General features: G+C 38.4%; 10 protein-coding genes. 4 read left to right on the forward strand and 6 right to left on the reverse strand.

The window, feature by feature from the left end:
• The first annotated feature begins 122 nt into the window (after window positions 1–122).
• The 4 genes from VB654_RS18500 to VB654_RS18515 all read left to right on the forward strand — a co-directional run bounded on the left by VB654_RS18500 (window position 123) and on the right by VB654_RS18515 (window position 3,674).
• A complete protein-coding gene (locus tag VB654_RS18500; RefSeq protein WP_323215272.1) occupies window positions 123–380 on the forward strand; it encodes a hypothetical protein in 258 nt (85 codons plus the stop codon).
• Window positions 381–804: 424 nt separating this feature from the next.
• On the forward strand, window positions 805–1,086 hold the full coding sequence (locus tag VB654_RS18505) for a hypothetical protein (RefSeq protein ID WP_323215273.1): 282 nt from the start codon (window positions 805–807) through the stop codon (window positions 1,084–1,086).
• A 116-nt stretch (window positions 1,087–1,202) separates the two neighbouring features.
• Window positions 1,203–2,393 carry a phosphotransferase gene (locus VB654_RS18510; protein WP_323215274.1) on the forward strand — a complete coding sequence of 397 codons (1,191 nt, stop codon included), beginning with the start codon at window positions 1,203–1,205 and terminating at the stop codon, window positions 2,391–2,393.
• 174 nt (window positions 2,394–2,567) lie between these two features.
• Window positions 2,568–3,674: a T3SS effector HopA1 family protein gene (locus tag VB654_RS18515; RefSeq protein ID WP_323215275.1), complete on the forward strand. Its 1,107-nt coding sequence runs from the start codon at window positions 2,568–2,570 to the stop codon at window positions 3,672–3,674.
• A gap of 298 nt (window positions 3,675–3,972) precedes the next feature.
• Here the strand turns inward: VB654_RS18515 and VB654_RS18520 are convergent, their stop codons facing one another.
• The 6 genes from VB654_RS18520 to VB654_RS18545 all read right to left on the reverse strand — a co-directional run.
• Complete coding sequence (locus tag VB654_RS18520) at window positions 3,973–4,755, reverse strand: peptidylprolyl isomerase (protein ID WP_323215276.1); 783 nt, start codon at window positions 4,753–4,755, stop codon at window positions 3,973–3,975.
• A 326-nt stretch (window positions 4,756–5,081) separates the two neighbouring features.
• Window positions 5,082–6,629 (reverse strand): HlyD family efflux transporter periplasmic adaptor subunit, encoded by a 1,548-nt coding sequence (locus VB654_RS18525; RefSeq protein WP_323215277.1) that lies wholly within the window; start codon window positions 6,627–6,629, stop codon window positions 5,082–5,084.
• A 280-nt stretch (window positions 6,630–6,909) separates the two neighbouring features.
• Window positions 6,910–9,960 (reverse strand): peptidase domain-containing ABC transporter, encoded by a 3,051-nt coding sequence (locus tag VB654_RS18530; protein ID WP_323215278.1) that lies wholly within the window; start codon window positions 9,958–9,960, stop codon window positions 6,910–6,912.
• Window positions 9,961–9,981: 21 nt separating this feature from the next.
• Window positions 9,982–10,614: a helix-turn-helix domain-containing protein gene (locus VB654_RS18535; protein WP_323215279.1), complete on the reverse strand. Its 633-nt coding sequence runs from the start codon at window positions 10,612–10,614 to the stop codon at window positions 9,982–9,984.
• A gap of 2,368 nt (window positions 10,615–12,982) precedes the next feature.
• Window positions 12,983–13,357: a HetP family heterocyst commitment protein gene (locus VB654_RS18540; RefSeq protein WP_323215280.1), complete on the reverse strand. Its 375-nt coding sequence runs from the start codon at window positions 13,355–13,357 to the stop codon at window positions 12,983–12,985.
• A gap of 974 nt (window positions 13,358–14,331) precedes the next feature.
• Window positions 14,332–15,514, reverse strand: a 1,183-nt coding sequence (locus VB654_RS18545; RefSeq protein ID WP_323215281.1) for a peptidase domain-containing ABC transporter, incomplete at its 5' end; no start/stop codon positions are given.

Consider the following 15,514-nt stretch of genomic DNA (forward strand, 5'->3'; position numbering starts at 1 on the left):
GACAACTTAAATAAATGGCTCTTTGGGGACGAAAGGCATTCTTTGATGACCAGTAATCCCTAAGAGCCAGACAAATTCGGTCATTAATCATCTCATTCCTACAAGTCTTTTAGGAGTAATTCATGGCAACTATCACTCTTTCTCAACTATACGCTACTGGCTCTGAACTGTTTTACGATTCCGAAAGCTTTCTTAATGAATTGAGCGATGCCGATTCTATCTCTAAGGTTCAATATAACGTTGTCGGTGGCATAATTACATTCACTGCATTCGCTGGAGCATTTGTTGGTACGTATGCCATTGGTCATGCTACTTATGTGGCCAAGTCATATAGTCAACCATACTATGGATATGGGTATAGGTATGGGCGGCGCTTCTAGCTTTGTAGTTAACTATTAATTTTGATGGCTGTCTTGAGATTAAAGGTAAAAAGTAAGCACTTCTCAACAAATAATATAGGATTGCGAACTCTTATCTTAATCAGGTTTTTGAATAAATAGAAAACCTTAAAGCCAGCCCAATTGAAAAATATATGATGTAATTCGACAAGTTAATTGGAAATTAATTAAGGCTAGAATCACAGAAATCAAACGATTTGTTAATTTTTGATAAATGTTTCAATAATCGTGATAAATGCTCAATTACCAAAGTTGCATTAATTTATTGAGCATCAAATATTAGTGATAAATAACAGTTCTATCTGAGCCAAGATAGCAAATTAGTTGACTAATGATTTAGCTGGAATTTACTGAACACAGCTTCTGTTAACTCATTAATCAATGATATGTTTAGGACATAAGTAAAATGGCAGGAATTATAATTTCCGAACTACACCCTAATTACTCAGAAAGTTTTTTCATCGAAATCACAGATATATCTCCAATCTCTATACATGGGGGTAATCAATACGAAGTTGACTACGCATTTGCTCAAATGCTGAATTTCACTTATAGGCTGATGGATTTTATGTTATCGGCATTTGCTATTTACAGTATTGTTTCTCTAGCAAATTCATTTATTACTGTGTCCGAGTTTAGTTTTGTAGCTGATCAGTTTACTACTTTTTCATTATTGAATTCTAATTGACATGATGACTAAAAAAATGTTGTGTGCCATCAATGCTTGGATAGGAATGCTCTGGTTTTACAGTTTCTTGATTAACCAGCAACAAGTTTTTACATTACTGAGGAGTATTTAACGCCATGCCATTTTTATTAAGCTATCAAAATGTTTTTGACTACCTAATCCCCCTCGGATTATGTTCTGAGGAAGAACGTTCATTGAGTAATATTGAACTTAAACCTGCGAAAAACTTTAACTTATTACTCAGCTTATCTGAGGATAAAAAACTTTTAGTTAAGCAAGAGCGCCACAACCGAGAAGGAAAAACTGCTGGTGAGTTTGTGCAGGAATGGCGGATTCATGAGTTTTTGCAAAGAAACCCTGAACTTAGCTATGTGCGCCCTTTGCTTTCGGAAGCGGTACATTTTGATGCTGAAAATTCGATTATTATTTTCAACTATCTCAATAATTACCGAGATGTAGCAGATTTCTACGCAAAGGAAAACATCTTTCCTACACAGGTGGCGACCAAAATTGGCACTATTCTGGGATTAATTCATCGCGTTAGTATTCAAGGTCCTGAGTGTCGGGAATTCTTTGAAAATTCCCAGGATGCACCGAGTCAAGATGCCGCTAAAGTGAATCATAAAATTGATCGGATTACGCCAGATATCTTTGGTAATGTTCCCTCTGACGGGTTGAAATTCTTTGCCCTATATCAACGTTACGATAGTTTGGGTCAAGCGATCGCAGAGTTGGGTAGTTCTTACACTCCCTACTGTTTGACTCATAACGACATGAAGCTGAACAACATTCTCATTTCCTTAAATTGGGAAGATGTGAATTTCAATAACTCCTCCTCAGACCAAAGCATGATTCGCTTAATTGACTGGGAACGCTGTTCTTGGGGAGATCCAGCTAACGATTTAGGCTCATTACTCGGTAGTTACTTGCAATTATGGCTATACAGTGTGGTTGTCGGTAAAGGAATGGAAATTGAAGAGTCTTTACGTTTAGCTACTACACCTTTACAAACACTCCGTCCTTCACTTGCTGCACTAGTTAAAGCTTATTTGGCTGAATTTCCCGAAATCCTAGAGCATCGTCCTGATTTCTTAAAACGAGTAGTGCAGTTCTGTGGTTTAGCCTTAATTCAATCTATTCAAGCCACGCTCCAGCACGAAAAAACCTTTGGTAATCCTGGTATCAGTATGCTCCAAGTTGCCAAGAGTTTATTATGTCGTCCAGAAGTATCTATACCTACTATTTTCGGTATGGATGCTTCAGATTTGACTCCCATAAAATATTCCCCCGCTAGGAGGAGTAATTAGTCATTAGTCATTAGTCATTAGTCATTAGTTAACTACATCCACAAGCAGTAGGGTATACATTCCGAATAACTAATGGCTAGGACTACTTAATCAAAACGATTTTCAAGCTATTTTGCCGTTAAAGGCAAAACAAATCGTGTCTCTATACGCTCTCTGACTTACAGGTAATCTCTTATGCAACTATTAGATTCGCTACAAACACAACTAGCAACTATTCCTGAACCATTGCAGACATCAATACAAGACATTATTCATAAAATTGAAATTGTTTCTCATCATTGTATTAAGCATCCAAATTATAAAAGCGTAGAATTAACAGAGCAAGCAGTTTCTCGCTTTCAAAAATTGCCCTTAGACCTCCAGAACAAATATTTAGCTTTACAACTGCGTAGTTTTCTTTATGGTGTCTACTACAACGGTTCATTAAAAGAGGATCTGAATCTCGCATCAGATGGAGAGTCAAAAAATGTCGCATTGAATCAGGATTTAGAAAATAATAGCTTTTTGGGTGTAGATATTGGTTTTTATGACCGCTTACATGAAAGCAACAGAGGTGAAGGCTACTTCAGCGACGATTGGCTGGTAGTTAAAGAAGAAACAGATGGTGCTTTAGCAGTGCATAAGGGTGGTTTAACTGTACACATTGAGCGCGATATTCACTTGCGACCAGAAGATCAAGCTGTAACTATCGGTAGTTTAGTTCCCATCAAATTGCCTAAGAATGTAGTGCAGAATGGATTTTATATGGCGGTTGGCAATGAAGCTGCTCATGGTGATCAAGAAATAGTCAGAATCTACTTTAATTTGTCCCCAGACGGTGCTGTTGCTGTCATGGATGGTTTAACGACCCAATTGAATGCTCTGCCACTTTCCTTCACATTTAAAGCACTATATAACCCTACAGATTATGGACGTTGTGATTCAGCAGTGCTTTACTTTGACAAACACAACTATGAAGTAGTTCGCCCAGTCTTAGAAAGGGTGTATACAGAAAATCAATCCCATTTTGGTGACTCAGTGCCTCTATTTACTAAATTACTCGCGCCAGGGTTAGCTTTAGCTGAAGAACCAAATAGCAAATTTACAGACCGTGAAAGTTTTGGGATGAACCGTTGCCAAATTATTGCTAATGCTTTGCTTGATGTTTGGCAGCAAGATAATGATACGCCAGCAGGTAGGTTAGAATCTATTCTCAAACATTTCTCTATGCTGGAAATTGAATTGCAACGTCCTTACCTTAATCCCAAATCTGAAGACATCTTTACTGCTTTGCAGTTCTAATATGGGGATTTCATAGAACCATTTTAAATGGTTGATAAAAGTAGATAACCCGGTCTTTATCCTCAATAAAGCCGGGGTTTTATCATGTACATTTTATTTTTTTATTTTGCAACAATAAAAGAATTGTTATTGGGGGCTTACAAATAAAAAAATACTCAATCTCGGTTGAGTGAGATACAATAACCCTCTCCCTGCAAGCACGGACACCAATAGCGGGCAAGATGCCCGCACTACAAGACTTTTACAACTTGTATTTGTACTCCATTCACCTACAAATAGGGAGTCTAAACAAGTTTTTTTACGCTGGTTTAAGCAAACTATTTGGTGTTTGAGTATTCGTATTTTCTGGGAGGTTGGCGGCAATTTCGACAGTGGCTATTTGCTGCTGTAACCAATTGTTAAAAAAGTCTCCCATAATTTGAAAACGCAAGTTTTCATCTAATTCTGGTTTAATTATTTCCTCAACTGCAATTATGTGCGCTCCTTTGGGTGTAATGATTGGTTTGAGAATTTGCGGAGGATTAGCGGCAAAAACTGCGGCGGCAATCTCGGCTCTGAAGTCAGTACGGCGGCGGATTCCTTGATATCCACCAGAACGACGAGTTTCGGGATTTTGGATGTATTGACGCGCAATTTCTTGGAAGCTGATTTCGCCTTCTTGGAGGGCATAAAATAGTTCTAAGGCTAAATCTTCATCATCTAAGATGACTTCATAAGTTACTGCACCAAAATATTTGGGTTGGTGAGCATAAAAAAATGGTTCGATTTGGTCTGCAAATAAATGATTAGCTAGTTTAGAAGATGTCAGGTTAATTTTGGCTATTTCTTCTAAGTCATCTAATGAAAGATGATGTTTTTCTAACCAAGCCCAAGTATCTTCAGCTTTGAGTAGTCGGTGAGCTAAACGTAGATTATCTGCTGCTGTTTGCAGTTCTTCTGTTGAGATTTCAATGCCTGCTTTATTTGCGGCTTCAGCAATAATTTTTTGAGTGGCGATCGCTTCTAATATTCCAGGTATTTGGCAAGCCATCTTTATATAGTAAATAATGTCTTCGGTCGAAATTTTTAAAATATTTGACATAATTAAAATCCTCCAGTTAGGAACTAATTAAAATTAGCCGTCTGATTATTTGCAAATCAGTATCTTATTCATCATCTTTGCTTGATATATTGTTTATTGTCTCTATCTAATGATAGTTTTAATATTTTAATTAATGGTTTTAAAAGTATGATTATTTTCTTGTTTTTAGATGAATAAATGAATGAGAAATACCCCCTATTTCATGAATTTTGAAAATCTCAAAAATAGAGGTAATCATTAAATTTAAATATTTTGCGCCTAGCGCTGGTAAAGATGTTGGGTTTCCTACCGTCAACCCAACCTACATTTTTTTACAAATTAACTATCTAAAGTTCTAGACCGCCTTGTTGCAATTTCTTAAAGGGATCTAAGATAAAATCAATGACTCGGCGCTGACGGATAACTACCTCTGCGGTGGCTGTCTGACCGGGGGTTAAAGTAACGCGTTGGTTAGCAGCTTCTACATAAGGCTGATCTAAAGTGATATCTAGATCATAAGTGTCTATACTGCCTTGGTTGCTAGACTGAGTTCTAGAATTAGGTGAAATCCAACTCACACGCCCTTCCAGCACGCCATAATCTTGGTAGGGATAGGCATCAAATTTGATTTTCACCGGCATTCCTTCTTCTAAGAAACCACTGTGTTGGCTGGGTATCTGCGCTTTGAGGATCAATTTACTATCTTGAGGCGCAATTTGAGCAATGATTTGTCCTGGTTCGACTACGGGACCTGGTTTGTCGATGGGTAACTCAAAAATTATGCCATCAATAGGCGATCGCACTACGCGCTGTTTCATCTGAATCTGCAAGGACGAAATCTGGCTCTTGGTTTGAGCTATTTCTGATTCCAAGCTACTAATTTGCGTTTCCATGTCTTTGAGTTGTTCCTGGCTTCTCAAGACTGCTAATTTACCGGCTTGGACAACGCTTTGATAGCTACTTTGCTGTTCTTGTAGGCGTAGTTTTGCTTGCTCAATATCTGCTAAAACTTGGCTCATAGTGGCTTGATAGCGGCTCATTTCTTCTTCTAAACGCAGTTGCGCTTGAGTAACATCAGATTGTGCTTGTAAATGCAAGCGTTGGCTGTCCTCTGCTGTCTTTTCTAATTCCACCAATTGGATTTGGGGAATTGCACCTTGTTCGTACAGTTCACGAAAACGAACCACTTCGGCGACATCTCTGTTAAAACGACTATTGATTAACTTTTCAGCAGTCTGGGTAGAATTAATATTCTGTCGAGCCTGTTCAACTAAAGCCTGTCTTTCTAACCTTTGTAAGCTAAATGCACTTTGTCTCGCATCCAGGTTTTGTTGCGCCTGATTGACTTGAGACATTTTTTCTAATTCTTGGGCTTGATTTTGTTGCTGTTGAATATTTATCGCCAGCTTTAATTGATTTTGCAGCAGCTGAAGTTGCGCTTGGCGATCGCTTAATCCTTGTAGCTGTGTCTGTCTTTGCTTCAATTCTTGTTCTAAGACATCAGAATCCAACTCTAGCAACACCTGACCAGCTTTCACCGTTGCGCCTTCTTGGACATTAACAGTTTTTACAGTCCCAGGTACTGGAATTCCTAATTGATGTGTTGCTCCTTTGGGTTCTAAACGCCCTCTAGCGCTGCCAGTTTCATCAATTTTGGTGAGCATCGACCAAGGTAAAATAATCGAGGTAAATCCTACCAAGAAATACAGCATAGAACGTGTCCAGAGTTTTGGTAAAGCATCTAGCAGTTCTTCTGTACCGTAAAACCAATCATTGGTTTGGTTTTCTACCTGTGTCTGATTATCAACAACAGCACTAGAGTTTTCAACCTGGTTATTTTGGTCTTGCTGTGGTGCAGCAAGTACGGATGATAAATGTTGAGATGGGTTTGGCATAAGTAATTCAACAGTTTATTTTCCAGGACTTGGGACGTAATTCGTAATTCGTAATTCGTAATTCGTAATTCGTAATTCGTAATTAAAAGTCTATGTTTTGAATTTTGAATTTTGAATTTTGAATTGATTCATCCCTTGTCCTTTGTTCAATTGAAAATTTCCCAGGTTTTCGACGAAGAGGTAGGGGGAAATCACCCTTTCTTCTAAGTGGAGCATAGGGGATTGAGATGGAGAATTTTCTTCCCCCCTGCACCCTGCACCCTGCACCCCTGCCTCTTCTTCAGGCTGTTTGTACTGTTTGAGCCAGTTGTTGCTGGTTGAGATAGAAGTAATGACCTTTTTTGGCTATTAATTCATCGTGAGTCCCGCTTTCGACGAGTAAGCCTCGATCTAAAACTAGGATCAGGTCAGCATTACGCACTGTGGACAGGCGATGGGCAATAATTAGGCTGGTGCGCCCTTTGAGTATGGTTTTCAGGTTATTTTGAATGATTCGCTCGGATTCGGAATCAAGGTGGCTGGTGGCTTCGTCTAAGAGTAATAAGCGGGGATTTCCGAGTAACGCACGGGCGATCGCTATTCTTTGGCGTTGTCCACCAGATAACATCCCCCCACCTTCACCAATTTGGGTTTCGTAGCCGGTCGGCATCAGCTTAATAAATTCATCGGCTCCAGCTAATCTTGCAGCTTCAATAATTTCCTCTAAGGTGGCTTCTGGGTGAGCAATGTTGATATTTTCGCGGATTGTACCGCCGAATAAAAAGGTATCTTGATCGACAACTCCAATTTGAGAACGCAGCGATCGCAAGGAAATACTAGTCACATCTTGGGCATCAATTAATACTTTGCCATCTGTCGGCAGGTATAGTCCCAATATCATCTTAGCGAGGGTTGTTTTTCCTGAACCACTACGTCCGACAACCGCTACAGTCTGCTCAGGGAGAATTTCAAAGCTGAGATTTTCTAGGACATTAATATCACTTTCTGGGTGATAGCGGAAAGTTACATTTTCAAATTTAATGTGTCCTTCTAATCTTGGTAGAATTTGCCGGGGTTGATAGTGTAAATCTTCTTCTGGTTCTGCTGACAAGACATCATTAATTCTCTCACTGGAAATAACTACTTCCTGGAATTGATTCCATAAAACAACTAACCTTTGAAAAGGGCGAATAATGTTGCCCAACAACATATTAAAAGCAACTAATTGCCCAATTGTGAGTTCATTTTGAATGACTAACCATGCTCCAAACCACAGCAATCCTGTAGTTACTAAAGTTTCAATGCCGGAGCTAAAAAGCTGCATTTTGTTACTAATTATCTGCCCGGCAAAGGTCTTTTTAATCACATTGTTTAATAGCTCTTCCCAATGCCAACGAACTGTTTGTTCAATTGCCATTGAGCGAATTGAGCTAATACCTGTGAGTGATTGGATTAGATAACTATTTTCGTTGGCTGTGGCGTTAAAAGCCTCACGATTAATGCGACGAAAAAATGGTGTGGCTACCAGTGCCAGAATAAAGAATGGTGGGATAATGGTTAAACTCAGTAAAGCCATTGGAGCGCTATACCAAAACATTAAACCCACGTAAATAAACACTGTCAGCAAATCCAAAGTGATGGATAAAGCTTCACCGGTGAGGAAGCGCTGAATTTTATAGTTTTCTTGGACGCGGGAAATAATATCACCGACGTAGCGGGATTCAAAGAAGGCTAAAGGTAGACGAAAGGTGTGTTTAATAAAACCTACCAATAAGGCTACACTAATGCGGTTGGCTGTGTGATCTAGCAGATATTGACGCAATCCATTAATAATCACACTGAACAAGCCAAAAATCAGTAACCCGAAACCCACAGCGTTTAATGTTAGGGTGCTACGCTGTACCAGTACTCGGTCTAATAGCAACTGAGTTAATAAGGGCGTAACTAGACCGAATATCTGAATGAACACCGAAGCCATGAAGACTTCTAACAGCACTTTGGAATGAGGTTTGACTAATTCAAACAACTGCCAAAATTGTGTACTGTTTTCTTCAGTTTCTTTCAGTTGGGCTGTGGGTTGCAATAACAACGCGTAACTAGTCCAACCAGCTTTAAATTCTTCATGGGTGAGGGTGCGTTGGCCGAAGGCGGGATCACCCACAATTACTTGCTTTTTGTTGATTTCATAGACAACAACGTAATGTCTACCTTCCCAGTGGGCGATCGCAGGTAAGGTTTGTTGTGCTAATTTATCTAAGCTGGCTTTCACTGGACGGGTAGTAAAACCAATACTTTCCGCCGCAGTTGTTAAACCCCGCAATGATGCACCGGTGCGATTGATATTGGCTAAATCTCGCAGTCGGTTAACGCTCAAACGCTTACCCCAATAGCGGCTAATCATCACCAAGCAAGCGGCTCCACAGTCAGCAGCGCTTTGTTGTTCATAGAACGGATACCGCTTGGTTAATCGTCCCCACCAATGGCCAGCTTTAACTGTAGGACTGGGAAAATAGGCTTGTCTTTGTTTCTTTTTGGGTTCTGGGTCTGGTGGTGGTAATTGTCTAATTAGATTGGGGGTAATGACTGGTGTAGGCGTGTCTTCTGCAACTTCTTGCTGTGCTTGTGATAATTCGGCTAATTGCGGCCAGTATTCTAAGACCAGTGGCCAATCAGCATTTTTCAGGCTATAAACCTTGGTGGGTTGAGTCGCTCGCCAATTTTCCTGCTGGGGATATACGTAGATGTTTCCCGGTGTTAATGTGCGTCCATCTGTATGCTGTAGTTCGCCCTGATGCAGTAGCCAGAGTTTGGTGTCTTGGAATAAATTGACTGGGAGTGAGTCACCTTCGACAGTGTGGCACTCAAATAAAGCCAAAGCTCTGAGTATTTCTTCTACAGACCCATTGTGAGGCACTAGAGACGTTTGGCAACATAATAACAGTAAATCCCACAATTCGGCACGTTGTTTGAGGCGATCGCGGATGCTCGGATGTTTGCGGATTACCTCTTGTAAAGATGCTTGGGGAAAATAAGCCAGTTTTAACTTCACAGAAGCTCTAGCCACATAAGGGCTAAATTCTTCTTCTGTAAATAAAGTCAGTTCACCAAATGATGCGCCTGTTGTCAGGGTGGTAATTAAGTTATTGGAGCTATCTAAAAGCCTGACTTTACCCCCCAGGACAATATATATCCCATTCGGTGCGTTTGCTGCTTGCCAAAATTGCTTTGCTACTGGTGGTTCGACAATTTCCACCCCAATTAAACATCTTTCAATTTCTTGCTCTGATAGCGGCTCACCCAATCTGTGGATCAGTTGTTGCGCTAAGTATTCCGGGGAAAACGCTGATGCCATTTTTTGACCTCCAAAACAGAATTATTTATTGGTCTGAATTAGATTTAATGACCAATGAAAATTAGGCTCGGAGTTAGATTGCAAATCGCAAATTGTAATCCCAGTATCCATTCGGCTTCGCTCAGGACAAGCCTTGGTTTGGTCAGTTTCTGGAGGGCTGGAACTTTTTCGTTTGGTTGATAGTCCCATTTGTTTAAGTAGGCGATTAATGTGGCGATCGCTAATTTGAATGTTAAATTCGTTGGCTAAATGCTTACTTAACCATTGGGCTGTCCAGTAGGTAAACGCATAACCATAATCACGAGGGCTATGGCTGACCAATTCTTTCAAGCGAGCCAGATATTGATCATTCACAATTTTTGGTCTACCGATTGGTCGCTCATTCCATTTGTGTGCTAAACCCGCTTCGGCTAAACCAATCCAATAGCGAGCCATTTCTTGAGAACAACCGATAATGTCACAGATTTGGCTTTGAGATTTACCCACATCGGCTAATAGCATAATTTCAATGCGCCGCCGATATTCAGGCTGTAAGTCAGTTTGCAAACTTTTCAGCAAAGCCTTCCTTTGAAAAGATGTTAAAAATTTACCTTCTTGAAAATTTTGGATATTGTAATTTTCCAAGGTTTCGCTTTGACTAAGAGATTGTGACATATTTATTACCAATTGTCATGTACTGAAAATGTGGGTAATTTCATCTGTTACAGCTATCATCAAACCTTGGAATCAGGTTTCATAACTGTAAGAGTCATTCGTCTTTTCCAGCTAATTGAGTATTTACTTGACCTGGGTATAATGCTTGGTACTTTCACTCTAGTGCTGCACGGTGTAAATAAAGCAACCATTTCAATTCAATGAAAAGTGTATAGAATTAGCCTTGTGGTTTTTATCCGAGCTATTGCTATCGTGACGAGATTGAGGGCATTTACCCGTGTTATTTTGGCTTTTTCTGCTCAAAATTTCACCATGCTAATTGGCTATGCCAGAATGAAACGTATCATCAAAAAGCAGCCGATACATCACGGAATTTTTCTATTTTTCCCAGTCAACACATTCTTAGTTAAAAGCTGCGCTCTTGTGGTGTGAGCGATAAATTGCGTGGCGTAGTCATAAATAGTCAGTAAGTAGTAGTAAGCAAACCTGACAAAATATGAAGCAAGCATAGCTGTTGTCTAAATCTAATAAACAGCAATTTCTGGTAAGACACCTAAAACCAGTAAATAACTCACTGGCTAACCCCAATAACTTGACAAACTTCCCTTTTAATTCTGGTATGATCTTGGTAACAATTTCAACTGGTTATCTCGCTTGATGCTCATAGGGAAGTGAATTGGAGTCTTTTGGTGACTCCTATTTTGAGGATGATGCTGATAGCTTGTGTGGCGTAGCCATACTCTTGCAATACAGGTTTATAAGTCAACCTCAAAATATTTAAACTGGTGATGTTTCGATTACCAAAAATGTGGTTGAAACGAGTCCCATTCTAAAATGGAACTTAGAGGCAGCTAAGGTCAGGTTATGAATACAAATCTACTTCCTAGACTAGCTTAAAACTAGCTAATATCTCATCAGCAGATTTCGATAAATTTAGAATTATCTTGAAAAAAAATCAACAAAAAAGTGACAGCTTTTCACTTGGTTGTCTTAACCTACTGTTATCCTTTTAGAAATTTTCCTACATCTAGTCAAGGGTTTTCATAAAAAAAGATTAAATCTTTACTCAATATTGATTATATCTTTATTTAAAATTAATAATTAATTTTGTCTGGATTAAATTTATAGAATTATGAAACCTTCGTTTACATAAACTTGAGGCATGAAAGTTTACTTATAGCGTTTTCTAATCATATCAGGTATATCGTAGCCCCTCTGCACTTCGGCTATCGTGTACACACAAGTTCTGCCTGTGTGCGTTTGAGCCTATTTTGCTTCCTAAGTTTGGGGGACTTTGAAAATTCTTGTTCCCCCATAATTGAGGGTTAGAAGGCGATTCGATCATTTGTGTGTATACCATAGAGAGGGTTGGGGGTGGGATTCAATGATTGTGAATGGCAACTAATTAAACAGACTTAATGTTATTCAATAATTTTCACTCAAATAATCAACATAAATAATCAATGATGTGTTTACATCTATCTTTAGCAAGACAAGATTAAATTATAAAATGTAGACACAAAGCAAGGGACATAAAAAAACTGGAAGCTCGAATTAATTAGCTTCCAGTAGTTTCTGTATAATTTATCAACTTATCAAGCAGAAATAATCCTATTTGGGAGAAAGAGGATTATGATATGGAAAAAAGCGTAAGAGCTATAAAATCTATCAGCCACAACTACAATTGAAACGTTACTTTCTTTTTTCACTACTGGTTATGATGTTAGATATCACCTTTTTAGGCATACACAACACCAAATTCCGTCAAGAAGCGCTATTCAGTTTTTCTACGTCTAGAGACTCAATAGCAAGCATGAAAATTTAAAATTGCGGGGAGACGCTATTCTAAGTTTTTTTGCTCAAACTTCCTGGAAAAAAGAACCACCAATAACAACGCTTCATCGTCAGTTTCGGTTTAGGAGTTATTTACTCCCTTAGATACTGATTACTTCAGCAACAAGCAATCAGTTAGATATGAATCATAATCAGATATTCATTGATTAAGCAGTCACTAGTACAGGATGGCGTAAATAAACCAATCATTGCAGGTCAATGAAAAGATTAGATTTTTGATTTCCGTCCTGTGGTGTTAGGGACTAATGAATCCGGGTAGGGTATTGATTTGATATTTTTAACTAATTTTTTAATTACTCTCCTCTTATTTATTGCTTATATCTAATTTATAATATTTTTCTTGGTAATATTTGCCATTTTGGCAGATTTTATTCACCAATCTTTCCGTTATCAACTAGGGTTAATTGTGTGCATCAAGTTATTTCTAAGAAAAGGCATAGCAGGTTATAAAAATTTTGACTCTATCCCTGGTGTGAGGAATAGAGCCGTTGATAATTAATATTTAATGGGTCAACTAATTATCTACACTACTGCCACGAATTTCATTTGTTGGCTTTCCTGCTACTTCAAGATAAGCAAAGTCTTTAATTTTGTTCAAACAACTGGTTGAAGTATTGTTATTAGACCTGTGATTCATTGATGGTTGAGCAGCTTTCATATTTTGACTATGTTGTTGCTGCGTTCTGTTAACTTGAGTATTATCTTTCAGCAATCGATTATAAGTACGATAGGGAATGTAATGTAAAGGATTATAACCAACTATGCGTAGCATTAAAACACACGCCCAGGAATACTTACCGGCAAGAATCGCTTCTACTATTTGATCAAATTGCTGAGGATTCACTGCTTTGTTGAAGTTACTACTAATTCCAGAAATATTTTGATTCATAGTGTTAGTCATCCTTGATGATAATAGTCTAGGTTAGTTGTATTTTGGTGTAAATCTTGACTGGCAATTAATTGTTGAGAATGCAGCAGATTATTGAGGCAAAAATAATTTAATTAACAAGTACAGACAAAAAATGCTGAAGTTTCCAGTATTTGCCATAATCCCTTGGGGTTGCAACTGTATTTGACCTGACTATTTTTGCCATAAGCTGTTTTAAATTACAGGTCTATTTTTTGCTTTGTATATTGGATTTTAGATGCAGATTTGATCATTGTGAATGTATCAACTCTGAATGTAATAAGTTTTCCCTGATAATATTTTTGTATATTTTTGCGGCTCTCAAATTAAGAGGGTTTCTGCAAAAGAAATATCTCATGCTTACAAAAAAAAGCTATTTTTTTTGAGAATGCCGAATACTGTTTTAGTAATTATACTACTGTTTGCTATTAATGTCATTTCTTGTTTTAGGAAATATCTCATTAGATTTACTCGTTGTTTTTATTCCTGTTCATGAATCGTATATGTTTATTTTATGCTATTTACTTACTAATCACTAGGGGGGTCAAGCCCCTCGATTAAAGTGTTTTTGAGACTTGTTTATTGATCAGCACACTAAAAGAAGTAATTTTAAATAGATTAATAAATAACTGAGAATTAGAACAATATAAATAATATCAAAAGAGCAAAAATATCTGGTTGAGCCTTAGTTGTTGAAAATATTTTTTAGTTAGTATTTATATTTTTTTGCTTCTATCTAACCACAATACCTTACTATAGACAGCTTATAGCTAAAACGCATCTGGTAAAGTTACTGGAATTTAGCATTCATTTCTCTCAGTTTTCAAGTGAGTACAAAAATAATTTTTAATTATGAATGCTTTGTTGGAATATTTAGTAAACTTATAAATAAATTTTTAAATATCCCGAATATCTAAATTTTGACTGTTGACTCTACGGCGGCATTAGTCTTGTGATTACAGTTGTAATTGTCGTTGGGCTAAGTGGTGATAAAGACCAGCTTTTGCTATCAATTCCTGGTGAGTGCCTTGTTCAACCAGCATACCTCTGTCTAGGACGAGTATGCAGTCGGCATGACGCACACTAGATAAACGGTGAGAGATGATAAAGGTGGTAATTTGTTCGCTTCTTTGGGCTAGGTTTTGCTGAAAGCGTCTTTCTGATTCAGCATCCAGGGCGTTAGTTGCTTCATCCAAAATTAAAATAGCTGGGTTTTTAATCAAGGCGCGGGCGATCGCAATTTTTTGTTTTTGTCTACCAGAAAGGGTTACACCTGCTTCTCCTACTGGGGTGTTATACCCTAAAGGCAATGCTTCAATAAAGGTGTGTGCCTCTGCTAGTTGGGCCGCTGCGATCGCTTGTTCTGTACTACACTCGGAACTATACAGGGTGATATTTTCTAAGATGGTTCCAGAAAACAGAAAACACTCCTGTGGTACAAAACCCAACTGACTCCGTAACGATTGGGGCGAAACCAGAGAAATATTTTGTCCATCAATCAAAATCTGTCCTGTGTCGGGACGATATAAACCAGCCAGCAAATTCACTAAAGTGCTTTTACCAGAGCCACTTTCACCGATAATGCCAATAGTTTGCTGTGGTTTCACATGAAAAGAGATATTTTGTAAAATTTCGCTATCTTTATCGGGGTTGTAACGAAAGGAAACATGATCAAAATGCACTTCACCCCGAATCGGAGGCATGGCTGGAAGGAGTGTTTGAAAGTTTTCCTCTGGTTGGCAGGCGAAAACATCTTCTAATCTCTCTACAGAATGCTGTACCTCTGGGAAATCATCCCACAATTCCACCAATGCCAAAACTGCACTCGCAATATTATTCGCCAGCAGATTAAAAGCGACAAATTTACCTAATGATATTTGTTCACTAATCACCAGGTTTACCCCAAACCACAAAATAGCTGTGCTACCCAGATGATTAATTGCACTCTTAATTAGTTGTAAGTTACTAGCCAGCTTCCGCCCACGCAACCGCACTTTCAACATATTCAGAAAACGCTGTTCCCAATGTATCTGTACTGAATATTCGGCAGATGCGGTTTTTATGGTGTCAATGCCAGCAATCATTTCTCTGATAGCAGAGTTGTGTCCGACTAGTTCTTGAGAAATGTTCTGTGAGGAT

It is taken from the genome of Nodularia sp. UHCC 0506 (genome assembly GCF_034931045.1).
GTDB lineage: Bacteria > Cyanobacteriota > Cyanobacteriia > Cyanobacteriales > Nostocaceae > Nodularia.